Here is a 14,857-nt window from a genome sequence, read left to right as displayed (position 1 = left end):
AGTCCCATCCCTTTGGTGAAGGGAGATTAACCGCGTGCTGGCAAGCCAGTCGCCCGCAGCGCCGCGTGGGCCTCGGCGATGGTGTGGGTGCCGAAATGGAAGATGCTCGCCGCCAGCACCGCGCTGGCATGGCCCTTGGTCACGCCGTCAACGAGGTGTTCAAGGCTCCCCACCCCGCCGCTGGCGATCACCGGGACGCTGACCGCATCGGCGATGGTGCGGGTGAGGTCGAGGTCATAGCCGCGCTGCGTGCCGTCCCCGTCCATCGAGGTGACGAGCAATTCGCCTGCCCCCAGCGCCGCGACCTGCATCGCGTATTCAACCGCATCAATCCCCGTGGGCTTGCGCCCGCCGTGGGTGAAGATTTCCCAATTCCCGCGCGGGGTGCGCCGCGCATCGACGCTGGCGACAACGCATTGGCTGCCGAACTTCGCGGCGATTTCGCCCACCAGTTCGGGCCGGGCAACGGCCGCAGAGTTGACCGCCACCTTGTCCGCGCCGGCCAGCAGCAGCGCGCGCGCATCTTCCGCCGAACGTACCCCGCCGCCCACGGTCAGCGGCATGAAGCACACCTCTGCTGTGCGCCGCACCATGTCTAACAACGTCCCGCGCCCTTCGTGGCTGGCGGAAATGTCTAAGAAACACAGTTCATCCGCACCCGCTGCGTCATAGGCGCGCGCCTGCTCCACCGGATCGCCCGCGTCCTTCAGATCGACGAAATTGACGCCCTTGACCACGCGGCCATTGGCGACATCAAGGCAGGGGATGACGCGGATGCGGACAGTCATTCACGGCTCCCCATCGCAATCGCCGCCGCCAGATCGAGCCGCCCTTCATACAGCGCCCGCCCGGTAATCACCCCCTCGATCCCCTCATGCGCGTGGAGCGCCAGCATATGGATGTCGTCCAGCCCCTTGACCCCGCCGCTGGCGATCACCGGAATGTCCACGCGGCGGGCGAGATCGACGGTCGCGTCGATGTTCACACCCTTGAGCAAGCCGTCGCGGCCAATGTCGGTGAACAATAGCGAGGCAACCCCCGCATCCTCAAACCGGCGGGCGAGATCCACGACCGGCACGTCCGAGACCTCCGCCCAGCCCTCGGTCGCTACATGGCCGTCTTTCGCGTCCACCGCGACGACGATGCCGCCTTCCCATTCGCGGGCCATGTCTTTCACAAATTCGGGGTTCTTGAGCGCGGCGGAGCCCATCACCACCCGCGCCACGCCGAGGTTGAACCAGCCTTCAACCGCCGCCGCATCGCGGATGCCGCCGCCCAGCTGCACATAGCCGGGGAAGGCTTCGACAATCGCCTCGACCGCCGCGCGGTTGCGGCTTTCGCCCGCAAAGCTGCCGTCAAGATCGACCACGTGCAGGTGCTCGGCCCCGGCATCGGCGAAGATCAACGCCTGCGCGGCCGGATCATCGCCATAAATCGTGGCGCGCTCCATGTCCCCTTCGGCAAGGCGGACGACCTGACCGCCTTTGAGGTCGATGGCGGGGAAGACGATCATGCCAAACTCCTCATGGATACCACTCCAAAAAGCGCCGGAGCACCGCCAGCCCGTAGCTCTGGCTCTTTTCCGGGTGAAACTGCACGCCCAGCACATTACCACGCGCCACCGCCGCCACCAGCCCCTCGCCGTGGTCGGTCATCGCCGCGACATCCGCACCGTTATCGGCAGCGAAGTGGTAGGAGTGGAGGAAATAGGCTTCCCCCTCCGCAATCACCGGGTGATTTCTGGCATGGGGCAGGATCGCAACGTCGTTCCAACCCATGTGCGGCACCTTGATGCTTGCGTCGGTCGGTTCGATCAGCCGCACCTCACCCGCGATCCAGCCAAGACCGGGGGTTTCGCCATGCTCCAGGCCGCGATCTGCGAGAAGCTGCATCCCCACGCAGATGCCAAGGAACGGCGCGCCGCCGACATGGACGCGCTCAGTCATCGCCTCGACCATGTGCGGGATGGCGCGCAGCCCTTCGGCGCAGGCTTTAAAACTGCCGACGCCGGGCAGCACGATCCGGTCAGCCGCGCGCACCACGAACGGATCGGCGGTGACGGTGACGTCCGCTCCCGCCGCCTTCAGCGCATTGTGAACCGAATGGAGGTTGCCCGCGCCGTAATCAATCAGCGCGATAACCTCAGGCATTTTTGTTTTCCGCACGCCCCTCCGGGCGCGCGATCCTCGCTACGCGCGCAGCACAGCTGCGCCCGCTGCGGACGGGCGCCAGAACGCTTTGGCGGCCTTGCGGCTGCTGCGCAGCCGAATTACCCACCCAATTGCCCCTTGGTGCTCGGCACGCTCTCGCCCTTGCGCGGGTCGCGTTCCACCGCCTGCCGCATCGCGCGGGCAAAGCCTTTGTAGATACTTTCGCAGATGTGGTGGTTGTTGCTGCCGTAAAGCAGTTCGATATGCAGCGTGATCCCCGCCGCCTGCGATACCGAATGGAACCAGTGTTCGATCAGTTCGGTATCCCACTCGCCCAACTTTTCCTGGGTGAAGCGCGCGTTCCATACCAGAAACGGGCGCCCGGAAATGTCCAGCGCCACCCGCGCCAGCGTCTCGTCCATCGGCGAATAGGCCGCGCCGTAACGCCCGATCCCGGCCTTGTCGCCCAGCGCCTGCGCGATGGCCTGACCCAGCGCAATCGCCGAATCTTCGGTGGTGTGGTGCTGATCGACGTGGAGATCGCCTTCGACTTTCATCGTCACATCGATCAGCGAATGGCGGCTGAACTGTTCGACCATATGATCGAGAAAGCCGATTCCCGTGGACACATCATAGGCGCCCGATCCATCAAGATCGACGTGGATCGCGATGCGGGTTTCGGTGGTGTTGCGCTCTATCGAGCCGGTGCGGGCGAGGATGTTGGCCATATTCCGGCGCTATAGCCCTCTCGCGGCCCATGACAAGCACCTGCCAAACCCGTGGGATCATGCTGCAAAGGGCTTGACCAAGCCCGCGCGTCCCGCCACGAATCCGCCCACCATGAACAGCGACACGCCCGACAGCCTGATCCCCTATGACGAAATCGTGCAGGAAGCCCTGCGCGCGGTGGTGGGCCGGGTGCTCGGATCAATCGTTGGCGGTGGCGGCGCACTGCCGGGAACTCACCATTTCTACATCACCTTCAAGACCGGCGCGCCGGGCGTTTCGATCCCGCCACGCCTGCGCGAACGCTTCCCCGATGAAATGACCATCGTGCTGCAGAACAAGTTCTGGGATCTTGAAGTGGGCGAAGACGGCTTTTCAGTCAGCCTCACCTTCAATCAGGTGCCGTCAAAACTGGTCATCCCGTTCGCCGCGATCACTGCGTTTGTCGATCCGGCGGTTGATTTCGGCCTCCAGTTTCAGGCCGCAGCCGAAGAATTCGCCCCGGAAACGCACGAGGATGCCGAAAACGACGGCACCGATCCCGATGGTGACGGCGATGGCGACGGATCAAACGTCGTGTCGGTCGATTTCGGGCGCAAGAAGTAGCGCCGATGGCGTGGGCCAAGCGGACAGGTGCACAGGTGAAGCGCAGCGCGAGTGCGCCCGTCCCGGCTGCGGCTGAAACCCCTGCCCCCGCAGATACGTCCACAGATGCACCGCCAGCCACCATTGCGGACAAATCACCGCCGTCCAGCCTGGTCGCTGGTACCAACCTGATGATCGCCGATATCGTGCTGCGCTCAGCGGGCAGCCTGCTGCGCAAACGGGCGGAAAAAGGCCTGTTGGCGGCCAGTTCCGATGGTGATTATGACAAGGCCGAGGCTGATCGCCTGATCGATGGCCGCTCGCTGGCTGCCAGCGTGGCATTGTGGGGGGCGAGCCGCATCGCCACCCGCTCGCCCTTGGGCCTTGTGGTGGTGGCCGGAGGCCTCGCCGCCAAACTGCTGTATGACCGGGGCAAACGGCTCGAAACCAACCGCCGCGCGCGCAAACGAACGGGCAACAACGGCTGAGCGCTCTTGATTTGTGCCCTCCTCTTGGGGCAACGGGCGCTATGGGCGATACCTCACACAATTCAGCCGACCAGCTTCACCGCCGCGGCCTGATGTTCATTCTGTCCTCACCGTCGGGTGCGGGCAAGACCACCTTGTCGCGGATGCTGCTCGCCAAGGACGGCGAGATCAAGCTGTCGGTATCAGCCACCACCCGCCCCCCGCGCCCGGGCGAGGTTGACGGCGTGCATTACCACTTCGTTTCAGACGATCTGTTCCAGCAGATGATTGACGAGGACGATTTCTACGAATGGGCCGAGGTGTTCGGCTATCGTTATGGAACGCCCAAGGGAATCATCCGCGCCGCCTTGAAAGACGGGCAGGATTTCCTGTTCGATATTGACTGGCAGGGCACCCAGCAGCTTTACCAGAAAGATCAGCAGGATGTGGTGCGGGTATTCATCCTGCCTCCGTCAATCAATGAACTCCACCGCCGCCTGCACAGCCGCGCCACCGACAGTGCCGAAGTGATCACCGCCCGCATGGAACGCGCGCGGGCCGAAATCAGTCACTGGGACGGGTATGATTACGTGATCATCAATGATGATATTGAGGTCTGCTTTGCCAAAGTCCGCGCCATCCTTGAGGCCGAGCGGATGAAGCGTCAGCGTCAGACCGGGCTGATCCCGTTTGTGCGTGGGCTGATGGGATAACCAAGCATGACATCTGCCACCGCCCACCCCGATGATCCGCACGTCGTCCACCGCAGCGGCTGGTTGAGGGCGGCTGTGCTGGGGGCGAATGACGGGATTATTTCGGTATCCTCGCTGATCATCGGTGTGGCCGCCGCAACGCCGCAGCCGCAGGCTGTTCTGGTTGCCGGGGTGGCAGGCCTATTGGCAGGCGCGCTGTCGATGGCGGCGGGCGAATATATCTCGGTTTCATCGCAGCGGGATTCCGAACAGGCGGATATCCGGCGCGAACAGCACGCGCTGGTGCACACGCCCGAGGCCGAGCAGGAAGAGCTTGCCGCGATCTATCAGAGCCGCGGGTTGAGCGCGCAAACCGCCGCCGCCGTCGCGCGCGAGCTGACCGCGCACGATCCGCTGGCCGCCCATGTGCGTGACGAACTGGGCTTGAGCGAAGCGCTCACCGCGCGCCCGTTGCAGGCCGCGCTTGCTTCTGGTGCGACGTTCAGCGTGGCGGCGGCGGTGCCGCTGATCGCGGCCTTTCTCGCCCCGGCGGCAGTGATTATCCCGGTGGTGGTGGTGATTTCCGTGATCGCGCTTGCGATCCTCGGCGCGCTTGGCGCGAAGGCGGGCGCTGCGCCGATCATCCCGGCCATGCTGCGGGTGATGGGCTGGGGCATTCTGGCGATGGCGGTCACAGCTGCGGTTGGCAGGTTGTTCGGGATCAGTGTTTGACTGGTTAGCCTGCTGGATTGGCTCCGACATTCCCCGCGCGCTGATGTTATACCAAAGCGCGATGAGCCTGACTCATCGCGCTTTGGTATAAGCCCGTGCGGCGCTTGAGAAATTCCAGCGCGTGATGCGTCAGCATCTTAGCGCGCTGGTATAAGCGCATCAGTAGAGCCAATGAATCGCCATGCATGCCGCAATGCCGACCGTGATATTCATCGGGACGCCGATCTTCACGAAGTCCATGAAGCGGTAGTTGGCCGCGCCGTAAACGAGTGTGTTGGTCTGATAACCAATCGGCGTAGCAAAGCTCGCGCTGGCCCCGAACATCACGGCGACCACCAAGGGGCGCGGGTCGATTCCGGCAATCGGGGCCAGGCTAATCGCAATCGGCGTCATGATCACCGCCACCGCGTTGTTGGTTACGGTTTCGGTGAGCAGGCTGGTGACGGCATAGATCGCGATCAACAGAATCAACGGTGTCATTGTCGTCAACAGGGGTTCAAGACTGGACACGATCAGTTCGACCGTCCCGGCATTTTCCAACCCCTTGCCGACAGCCAGCATCCCGAAGATCAATACCAGCGTATTACCGTCAATCGCGCCCCAGGCTTCTTCCGGTTCAAGGCAGCGGAACAACAGGACGATGCCGACCCCTGCCAAAGCGAGCGCTTCGATCGGCCATCCGAATGTCGCGGCCAGCAAAACAACCCCTGCCAAGGTGGCAATGGCGATAGGGGCCTTGGTCCGCCGAAACGCACGGACTTTCGCCTTGCTGACATCGGTCAGGCCGACATTTGCCTGCAGCGCCTGCGCGGCATCGTTGCCCGCTGCGATAAGCAACCGGTCGCCTGCCCGCACGCGCACATTGGCAAGATCGGGGCCAGCAACATGGCGGGGCCGGACAAGGCCAAGCACGCGAACCCTGAGCCGGGACAGCAGCGGGATATCGGCCAGTCTGCGCCCGATCATGGGGTGGGAAGGAGAAATTACCGCCTCCACCAGCCGCAGGTCTCGGGGTCGGTTTGGGCCAGCCGTTGTTACTCCGCCGCCAACACCCATCAGACCGACCTTGAAATCATCCGCTTCGGCAAGCGATGCAAGCTCGGTCGGGCTGGCGGTCACGATCAGTTGATCCCCCGCCGCAAGCAGCCAATCATCGAAACCATGCCGATTGATCGCCTTGCCCCGCTGGACGCCGATAAGACGCACGCCAGGGCGGCGAAAAACGGTGATGTCACCGATCCTGCGCCCGACCAGCAGGCTTTCCGGTGCCAGCACCAGGTGCGACAGAAACGCATCGCTCTCACCCTGATCGTCAATGGCGTGGGCGGCCCGGTCGGGCAGCAGAAACCTTCCTGTCAGGGTCAGCACTCCAAGCCCGGCCGCCGCGGCGCACAGGCCGACCACAGTGATCTCAAAAATCCCGAACGCCGCCAGCCCCTGTTGCTGGGCCACACCATCGACCAGCAGATTGGTTGACGTGCCGATCAACGTCAGCGTCCCCCCAAGGATCGATATATAGGACAAGGGGATCAGCAGCCGGGTGGCAGCAAGGCCGAGCACGCGGGCGAGGCGCTGAACGATCGGGATCATCACAACCACAACCGGCGTGTTGTTCATGAACGCAGAAGCCACGATGGTTCCGGCGCCAATCTCCGCCACCGCCAGCCGGGGTTTGCGCAAGGTGCGCCGGATGATCCAGCCCGAAACCTCCTCCAGAGCGCCAGTGCGCAGCAACGCGCCTGACAGCACAAACATCGCGGCAATCGTGATCGGTGCCGAATTGCTGAACACGCCCAGCAGTTCGCGCGGGGGCAGAAAGCCGAATAGCATCATCAACAGTCCGCCCGTGACCGCAATGATCACCGGCGGCCTGCGCTCAGTCGCGAAGGCCGCAAAAATGCCGATTAGCAGGGCAAGGCCGATATAGGGGCCAAAAGGGGTGACATAGTCCGCCAAAAGGGATTGCATCGCCAATCCCTACAACACCAGTTCAGCATGCGCCATCGGCTGCTGTTGCAGGCCGGCAATCCCGATCATCGCGCGCCCAATTGCCGACAAGAATGCACCCCTTGGCTGCCACCACAATGGGCTACCGCTACAGGATCGGTCACGCCTGGTAAATGCTGTAGAGCGGCTCGGGATCAAGGCCATCGCAACTGCGGCCAGAAAGCGTGTGGTCGCACCCTGCATGCCAGATCAGGTGGTGCGGTTCTTCTCCAGTTCCTTGAGCAGTTCTTCCAATTGCTGTTCGAAAATCGCGCCGCTATCACCGCCGCCGTAACTGATGGCACCGCTCGAAAAGCTGGTGCCGAAGGTCGCACCGATGCTGTGGGTCTGCAGGATGCCCGAGGCAAAATCGCGCTGGGTGAGCGTATCAAGGGGATGCATAAACGCGCCCCACACCAGATCCTGCGCCACTGCATAACGCGCATCGAGCGCGGTATCGAAATTGGCCTGCATCAACCGCTGCATCGCCCCTTCGGGCAGTTCGGCAATCAGCGCGATCGGGGTGATGATCCGCATCCGCGCCGCCGCCGTATCGGTGACGACGATCATCATGTGTTCTTCCAGCGTGAATTGCCAATTATTGCCGGTGCGCGTCGCCTTGGCATCGAGCGCCTTGATCACTTCATCCATCTGTTCCAGCGCGGCGGCGATTTCCGGCGCGATTTCGGCTGGCGGAGCGGCATCCTCACCCTCATCCGGAATGGCGAAATCCTCTTCGTCAGCAGGCGAAGCCGGCGCGGCCTCCTGCGCATAGGCACCGGCGGGCACCATCAGCGCAAGCGCGCAAGCGGAGGTGATCATCCTAGGCAGAAAATTGAACATCATGGCGCGGCCCTTCAGATGTTGAGTCGCGCCAATCTAGGCCTGGGTAACTGCTGCGGCAATCAGGAGAATTTTCCCGATTGCGCGATGCCAGCTTGCGGTGGTCAGGCGATCAGCCCTTGCCGCCCGGATCGGCGAAGTGGTTCGGCAGCAGCGCATTGACCACGCCGCCATCCACCGTCAGCGTGTCACCCACCACGTAATCGCCTGCGCGGCTGCACAGGTAGATCGCGGCCGCCGCCATATCCTCGGCAGTGCCGATCCGCTTGGCCGGGATGCCTGCCGCGCTGGCATCGGGCGCGTCCTTGGCGGCCTTGTTCATTTCTGACGGGAAGGCGCCCGGCGCGATCGAGGTGACGATGATGTTATCATGGATCAGCCGCGCCGCCATGCGCCGGGTCAGCTGGATCACCGCCGCCTTGGATGCCTGATAGGCGTAGGTTTCCCACGGGTTGATCCGCTGCCCATCAATTGATGACACGTGGATCACCTTGGCCGGATGCCCGGCCTTGCCGCCTTCGACCAGCAGATCGTGCAGTTTCTGGGTGAGGAAGAACGGGGTTTTGACGTTCAGATCCATCGTCCGGTGCCAGCCAGCCTCGGTAAATTCGAGGAACGGCTGCCCCCACGCTGCGCCGGCATTGTTGATGAGGATATCGAGCCGGGTCTCACGGCGATGCAATTCATCAGCCAGCGCGACCATGCCGTCCATCTGCGAAAGGTCGGCAGGAATGCCGATCACGCGATCCGCACCGAATTCGTCAATCGTGGCCTGCATCTGTTCAACCTTGCGGGCCGAGATGTAAACCCGCGCGCATCCGGCGGCGAGCAGGCCTTCGACAAACATCTTGCCGATCCCGCGCGAACCACCCGTGACCAGCGCGATGCGCCCTTCGAGGCTGAAAAGTGATTGAATGTCCATTTCGACTATTCTCTCCGTCATCCCGGACTTGACCCGGGATCCCGCTAACTTCGGACCCGCCGCGAGACAAAAGCGGGGCCCCGGATCAAGTCCGGGGCGACGATAAAAAGTCTAGTATCCGCTCAAGGTCGCCACGCGATTAGCGTGGAAAAAAGCATCGCCCAGAAATTCGGCCAAGGCGCGGTCGCGCTTCATATAAAGGCCGATGTCGTATTCGTCGGTCATACCAATGCCGCCGTGCATTTGCACCCCCTCCTGCACCGCGAGCCGCGCGGTCTTGGCAACCTTGGCCTTGGCAACGCTGGTCATCAGGTCGGCGCTTTCCGCACCGGCATCGAGCAATTGCTGCGCCTTGATCGTCACCGCGCGGGCGATTTCGACCTCGGAATAGAGATGGCTGGCGCGGTGTTGCAGCGCCTGAAACTCACCGATCAGCCGCCCGAACTGCTTGCGCTGTTTCAGGTAATCGACCGTCATGTCCATCGCCCCGCTGGCAACGCCCACGCCTTCTGCCGCAGCGCCAACCCGGCCCGCCAGCAGCATCGCATTGAGCACTTCGCGCCCGCCGTCGACCTCACCAATCACCGCATCGCCATCAAGCTCGACGTTGTCGAATTTGGTGTGGGTTGCCATCGACGAATCGACCAGCCGCACCGCGTCATGGCTCATCCTGCTGGCGTCTTTGGGCACCGCGAACAGCGTGATCCCATCGTCGTCATCGTCCGCACCAGACGTGCGCGCGGCGACCACGATCATGTCGGCGCTGCCGCCATAGACGACGAAGCTTTTGGAACCTGACAGCCGGAATCCGTTGCCCGAACGTTCGGCGCGGGTGGTGATGCGACCGGGGCGGTGCTTGGCGGTTTCGTCAATCGCCACCGCGAACACGCTGTCACCTGCGATCAGGCCGGGGAGGTAGCGGCCCTTCACGTCCGCCGATCCGTGCTTGAGCGCGGTTGCGGCGAGCACCGAGGACGTGAGAAACGGCGAGGGGGTAAGGTTGCGGCCGATTTCCTCAAGCACGATCCCGGCTTCGACATGGCCCATGCCCAGCCCGCCATCACCCTCGCCCACCAGCATCCCGGTAAAGCCCATTTCGGCCATCTGCTTCCAGAGGCCGTGGCCGAAGCCATCCTTGCAATTGCGGTCGCGCCAGTGGCGCAGTTGCTTGGCGATGTTGCCTTCTTCGGCCATGAAGCCGCGCGCGGTATCGGCCAGCATGGCCTGATCGTCGTTATGATACAGGGGCATTGGTTTTCCCTCTCTATGGTGCCCGTCACCCCGGCGCCAAGGTTTTTGGGGCAGGGGTGACGCTCAATGTTTCAAATTACGCGCCCGGCAGATCGAGAATACGCTTGGCGATCACGTTTAGCATCACCTCGCTGGTGCCGCCCTCGATCGAGTTCGCCTTGGTGCGCAGCCAGCCGCGCGAAGGCTTACCGCCGCCGGTTTCCTCGCTGTCCCATTCAAGGCTGCGCGAACCGCCCGCCGCCATCATCAATTCGTGGCGGCGCTTGTTCAGTTCCGTCCCGACATATTTCATCATATTGGGCTGCGCCGGGTGCGCCTTGCCAACCTTGATTTCATCGAGGAACTTCTCGCCCATCGCGGTGTAGGCCAGCGCATCGACATCGAACATCGCCAGTTCGGCGCGCAGCACGGGGTCAATGTCATCGCCGGTGCGGGCTGCCGCGCGCTTCATCACCGCGCCAATCGCAGCCGTGCGGTCGCCGCCGCCCGCGCCCGAAATCATCTCGCGTTCGTGGCCGAGCAGATATTTGGCCACATCCCACCCGCGATTGATCTGGCCGACATAGGCCGGACAATCATCGCCATAGGATTTGGGCACTGAAACATTGTCGAAAAAGGTTTCGCAGAACGGCGAATTGCCGCTGATCAACAGGATCGGCTTGGTGCTCACCCCTTCGCTCGCCATATCGAACAGCATGAAGGTGATGCCCTGATATTTGTCGGCCTTGTCGGTGCGCACGAGGCAGAAAATCCAGTCGGCGTGATCGGCGTAGGATGTCCAGATCTTCTGGCCGTTGACCACCCAGCTGTCGCCCTTATCCTCGCCAAAGGTCTGCAAGCTGACAAGGTCGCTGCCCGAACCCGGTTCCGAATAGCCCTGACACCAGCGAATCTCGCCGCGCGCGATTTCATTGAGGAACCGCTGTTTCTGCCCTTCGGTGCCAAAATGCAGCAGCGCGGGGCCAAGCATCCAGATGCCGAATGACGACAAGGGCGGGCGGGCGTTGATGCGGCTCATTTCTTCGCACAGCACCTTGGCTTCGGCCGGGTTCAGCCCTGCCCCGCCGTATGCTTGCGGCCATGCAGGCACGGTGTAGCCCTTGGCCAGACAGGCTTCGAACCATGCTTTTTGCGCGTCATTCTTGAACTTGGCACGGCGTCCGCCCCAATAGGCGTCATCTTCATCGCGGACGGGCTGGCGCATTTCAGCCGGGCAGTTCGCCTCCAGCCATGCACGGGTTTCGCTGCGGAATGTTTCCAGATCAGCCATGAGCCGATTCTCCTCTCGATAAGCTCCCACTTGACGCTTACGTTATCGGCATTCGCACGGCGCCTGCAAGCACTGATCGCCCGAACTGCGATGCCGTAGCGTCAGGCTTGCATGATTGACGGCCCGCACAATCGGTCTAGGTTCGAAACTGAAAACGGGAGAGAGAATTTGGCCGGATTCGGCGGGCTGAAAGCCAGCGCAGGCGGCTGCCTATGAGCGGCGGCGCTGGTTTAATAACAGGCAAATTGCCAATGCGCCTTAAGCTGATTCAGGGCTTTGGCGCGGTCGCATTCGGCGTGAAAGACAATGGTTTTTCGTTTTTCCTGCTGATTTTCTACAATCAGGTGCTGGGCATGGATGCAGCGCTGGTCAGCGTTGCTTTGCTGATTGCGCTGCTGGTCGATGCGGTGGTCGATCCGATCCTCGGCAACCTGTCGGATCGCACTTATACGAAGTGGGGCAGGCGTTTGCCGTGGCTCTATGCCGCCCCGATCCCGCTGGCCTTTTGCTGGGTGCTGATGTGGAGCCCGCCCAGCGGCGAAGCCCCCAGTTTTGCCGGATTGCTCGGTATCGCGATTGCCGTGCGCCTGCTGCTGTCAGCGTGCGAGGTGCCGTCAATCAGCCTGGTGCCGGAAATCACCGCCGATTACGATGAACGCACCACCTTGTTCCGATACCGCGCGATGGGCGGGTGGATCGGCGGGCTGGGCATGATGGTGCTGGCCTACACGGTCTTCATGCCCGGCGCCGAAGGGCTGTTGCAGCAGGACGGCTATTTCGTGTTTGGCATATTCGGCGCGATATTGATGGCGGTGTCGGTGATCGGGTCGGCTTTGGGCCAGCACAAACTGGTGGCTCGCCTGCCCGCAACCAAGCCTGCCCCGTTCACCATCAAGGGCGCGTTCAGCGAGATTACCGAGGCTTTTTCCGAACGCGCGTTCCTGATTTTCGCGGTTGGCGGGCTTGCCGCCTATGTCCATCAAGGCATGACCTTTTCGATCACCAATTACCTCAACCTGTTCGTGTGGCAGCTCACTCGCGCGCAGTTGATCCTCTATCCGCTGGTGCTGTTTGCATCAGTGGTGCTGATGTTCGTGATGATCGGCCCGCTGCACCGCCGCTTTGGCAAAGCGAAAAGCGCAGGCCTTGCGATGATTGTCGGCACCTCGATTGGCATTACGCCGTTCGCGTTGCTGTTGCTTGGCTTCTGGCCGCAACCCGGCAGCACAGCTTCAACCGGGCTGTTTTACGGTTTCGTGCTGATTGCCAATTCGCTCGGGATCATCTCGCTGGTATCGGCAACCTCGATGATTGCCGAAATTGTCGAGGCGTTTGAGGAACGCACCAACCGCCGGGCGGAAGGATCGTTCTATTCGGGTAACTGGCTGGTGCAGAAATGTGCGACGGGCGCGGGGATTTTTATGTCGGGGCAGATCATCTCCTTGTCTCAGCTTGCAACCGATGCCTCCCCCGGCACCGTGCCACAGGGGGTTATCGCCGATCTGGTAATCTATTACTGCGGTGCGATGCTGTTGCTGGCGGTAATTGCCGCATGGTGGCTGGCGCGCTTTCCGATCAGCCGCGAAGATCACGAAGCGCGGGTCAACCGGCTGGCCGAACGCCGAATGCGGGAAAATCGCGATGCCGTAGCGGCAGCGCCCGATGCGCCGCTCGCGCAGGAGGGAATCTTGCCCGCGCCCCAGAAATGAGAGCTTGGCGGGCGCACGAGGCTCTGCCACGGTTGTCCGCAGAGTCGATTGCAATTCAGGACGAGAGAGGAACATCCCCATGGATTTCGAACCCACCGAACGTCAGCTTTATTGGCGCAATCGCGTGCGCGATTTCATCGCCGCGCATGTGCGCCCGAACGTGGCGGTCTATGACCAGCAAGACCGCGAAGGCGATCGCTGGAAGGTGCTTCCGATCGTCGAGGAAACCAAGGCCAAGGCCAAGGAAGCCGGCATCTGGAACCTGTTCATGCCGCCGCGCAATGACAGCCATCACCATGTCGACGACAGCTTCGAATTTGAAGACCCCGGCCTCACCAACCTCGAATATGCGCTCTGCGCCGAGGAAATGGGACGCATCGGCTGGGCCAGCGAAGTGTTCAACTGTTCCGCGCCCGATACCGGCAATATGGAAGTGTTCCACCGCTATGGAACGCGCGAGCAGAAAGAGACGTGGCTGCGTCCGCTGATGAACGGGGAAGTCCGTTCGGCCTTCCTGATGACCGAACCTTTCACTGCGTCATCTGATGCGACCAACATCGAAACCCGGATCGAACGCGATGGCGACGAATACGTCATCAACGGGCGCAAGTGGTGGTCATCGGGCCTTGGCGATCCGCGCTGCAAGGTCGCGATTGTGATGGGCAAAACCGATCTTTCTGCCCAGCGCCACGCCCAGCAATCGATGGTGCTGATGCCAATTGACACCCCCGGCGTGAACATCCTGCGTCACCTGCCGGTGTTCGGTTACGATGATGCCCCGCACGGCCACATGGAAGTCGAGATGAAGGACGTGCGCGTCCCCGTCACCAATATGTTGCTGGGCGAAGGGCGCGGGTTTGAAATCGCGCAAGGCCGCCTTGGGCCGGGCCGCATCCACCACTGCATGCGCACCATCGGCGTCGCGGAAGAAGCGCTGGAGAAAATGTGCCGCCGCCTGCAGGAACGCGAAGCCTTCGGCAAGCCGGTTTACAAGCATTCAGTGTGGGAAGAACGCGTCGCGCGTGCCCGCATCGATATCGACATGACCCGCCTGCTTTGCCTGAAAGCCGCCGACATGATGGACAAGGTCGGCAACAAGGCGGCAAAGCAGGAAATCGCGATGATCAAAGTGCAGGCCCCCACCATGGCGCTGCGGATTATCGACGATGCGATCCAAGCGCATGGCGGCGGCGGCGTGTCGGAAGATTACGGTCTTGCGCGCAGCTACGCCAATCAACGCACGCTGCGGCTGGCCGATGGGCCGGACGAAGTCCACGCGCGCTCGATTGCGCATATGGAGTTCGCCAAGCACGCTCCGCAGCCCGGCCCCACGGCCAATGCGCTGCGCGGCGACCATGGGCGGGCCACCACTGACGGCGCGAGCTTCAGTTCGGGCGATATGGGTGTGGCGCGCTAGGCCAGTCAGGAAATCCGTTTGTGCTGAGCCTGTCGAAGCACTGCTTTTCTTCGAGCAACGGGTCATGAAGAAGAACAGCCCTCGGCAGGCTCAGGGCGAACGGAGAT

The 14,857-nt window shown here is 62.4% G+C and carries 15 protein-coding genes; 6 read left to right on the top strand and 9 right to left on the bottom strand.

What is annotated here, in order from left to right; translation table 11 throughout:
- Positions 1-26: 26 nt before the first annotated feature.
- The 4 genes from hisF to hisB all read right to left on the bottom strand — a co-directional run bounded on the left by hisF (position 27) and on the right by hisB (position 2,878).
- A complete protein-coding gene (gene hisF / locus ACSSV3_RS13410) occupies positions 27-788 on the bottom strand; it encodes an imidazole glycerol phosphate synthase subunit HisF (RefSeq protein ID WP_354326554.1) in 762 nt (253 codons plus the stop codon).
- The gene (gene hisA / locus ACSSV3_RS13405; RefSeq protein WP_354326555.1) at positions 785-1,513 is read right to left on the bottom strand and encodes a 1-(5-phosphoribosyl)-5-[(5-phosphoribosylamino)methylideneamino]imidazole-4-carboxamide isomerase; all 729 of its coding nucleotides are present in this window, start codon (positions 1,511-1,513) and stop codon (positions 785-787) included. The genes hisF and hisA overlap by 4 nt, the downstream gene beginning before the upstream one ends.
- Positions 1,514-1,523: 10 nt before the next feature.
- Complete coding sequence (gene hisH / locus ACSSV3_RS13400) at positions 1,524-2,150, bottom strand: imidazole glycerol phosphate synthase subunit HisH (RefSeq protein WP_354326557.1); 627 nt, start codon at positions 2,148-2,150, stop codon at positions 1,524-1,526.
- Positions 2,151-2,269: 119 nt separating this feature from the next.
- Positions 2,270-2,878, bottom strand: coding sequence for an imidazoleglycerol-phosphate dehydratase HisB (gene hisB / locus ACSSV3_RS13395; protein ID WP_354326559.1), 609 nt, complete (start codon positions 2,876-2,878; stop codon positions 2,270-2,272).
- Between the two features lie 112 nt (positions 2,879-2,990).
- Here hisB and ACSSV3_RS13390 point away from each other — a divergent pair, with 112 nt between their 5' ends.
- Genes ACSSV3_RS13390 through ACSSV3_RS13375 form a run of 4 tightly spaced genes read left to right on the top strand, consistent with a single transcriptional unit; the run spans position 2,991 to position 5,352 of the window.
- Complete coding sequence (locus ACSSV3_RS13390) at positions 2,991-3,482, top strand: SspB family protein (protein WP_354326561.1); 492 nt, start codon at positions 2,991-2,993, stop codon at positions 3,480-3,482.
- Between the two features lie 5 nt (positions 3,483-3,487).
- Entirely contained in the window at positions 3,488-3,949 is a 462-nt protein-coding gene (locus tag ACSSV3_RS13385) for a hypothetical protein (RefSeq protein WP_354326563.1), read from the top strand.
- Between the two features lie 41 nt (positions 3,950-3,990).
- Positions 3,991-4,641: a guanylate kinase gene (gene gmk, locus ACSSV3_RS13380; RefSeq protein ID WP_354326565.1), complete on the top strand. Its 651-nt coding sequence runs from the start codon at positions 3,991-3,993 to the stop codon at positions 4,639-4,641.
- Positions 4,642-4,647: 6 nt separating this feature from the next.
- Positions 4,648-5,352, top strand: coding sequence for a VIT1/CCC1 transporter family protein (locus tag ACSSV3_RS13375; RefSeq protein WP_354326566.1), 705 nt, complete (start codon positions 4,648-4,650; stop codon positions 5,350-5,352).
- 159 nt (positions 5,353-5,511) lie between these two features.
- Here the strand turns inward: ACSSV3_RS13375 and ACSSV3_RS13370 are convergent, their stop codons facing one another.
- The 5 genes from ACSSV3_RS13370 to ACSSV3_RS13350 all read right to left on the bottom strand — a co-directional run bounded on the left by ACSSV3_RS13370 (position 5,512) and on the right by ACSSV3_RS13350 (position 11,624).
- Positions 5,512-7,320, bottom strand: coding sequence for an SLC13 family permease (locus ACSSV3_RS13370; protein WP_354326568.1), 1,809 nt, complete (start codon positions 7,318-7,320; stop codon positions 5,512-5,514).
- A gap of 228 nt (positions 7,321-7,548) precedes the next feature.
- On the bottom strand, positions 7,549-8,184 hold the full coding sequence (locus tag ACSSV3_RS13365) for a hypothetical protein (protein ID WP_354326570.1): 636 nt from the start codon (positions 8,182-8,184) through the stop codon (positions 7,549-7,551).
- A 109-nt stretch (positions 8,185-8,293) separates the two neighbouring features.
- A complete protein-coding gene (locus ACSSV3_RS13360) occupies positions 8,294-9,103 on the bottom strand; it encodes an SDR family oxidoreductase (protein ID WP_354326572.1) in 810 nt (269 codons plus the stop codon).
- A gap of 111 nt (positions 9,104-9,214) precedes the next feature.
- A complete protein-coding gene (locus tag ACSSV3_RS13355; RefSeq protein ID WP_354326574.1) occupies positions 9,215-10,354 on the bottom strand; it encodes an acyl-CoA dehydrogenase family protein in 1,140 nt (379 codons plus the stop codon).
- A 76-nt stretch (positions 10,355-10,430) separates the two neighbouring features.
- Complete coding sequence (locus ACSSV3_RS13350) at positions 10,431-11,624, bottom strand: acyl-CoA dehydrogenase family protein (RefSeq protein WP_354326576.1); 1,194 nt, start codon at positions 11,622-11,624, stop codon at positions 10,431-10,433.
- A gap of 251 nt (positions 11,625-11,875) precedes the next feature.
- On the opposite strand from ACSSV3_RS13350, the gene ACSSV3_RS13345 reads away from it, so the two are divergent.
- Both ACSSV3_RS13345 and ACSSV3_RS13340 read left to right on the top strand, forming a co-directional pair.
- Positions 11,876-13,333 (top strand): MFS transporter, encoded by a 1,458-nt coding sequence (locus tag ACSSV3_RS13345; RefSeq protein ID WP_354326578.1) that lies wholly within the window; start codon positions 11,876-11,878, stop codon positions 13,331-13,333.
- Between the two features lie 79 nt (positions 13,334-13,412).
- Complete coding sequence (locus tag ACSSV3_RS13340) at positions 13,413-14,750, top strand: acyl-CoA dehydrogenase family protein (protein WP_354326580.1); 1,338 nt, start codon at positions 13,413-13,415, stop codon at positions 14,748-14,750.
- Positions 14,751-14,857: the final 107 nt, after the last annotated feature.

The sequence above is a fragment of the Porphyrobacter sp. MBR-49 genome (assembly GCF_053628655.1).
This window is presented reverse-complemented; position numbering and strand designations above follow the sequence as displayed.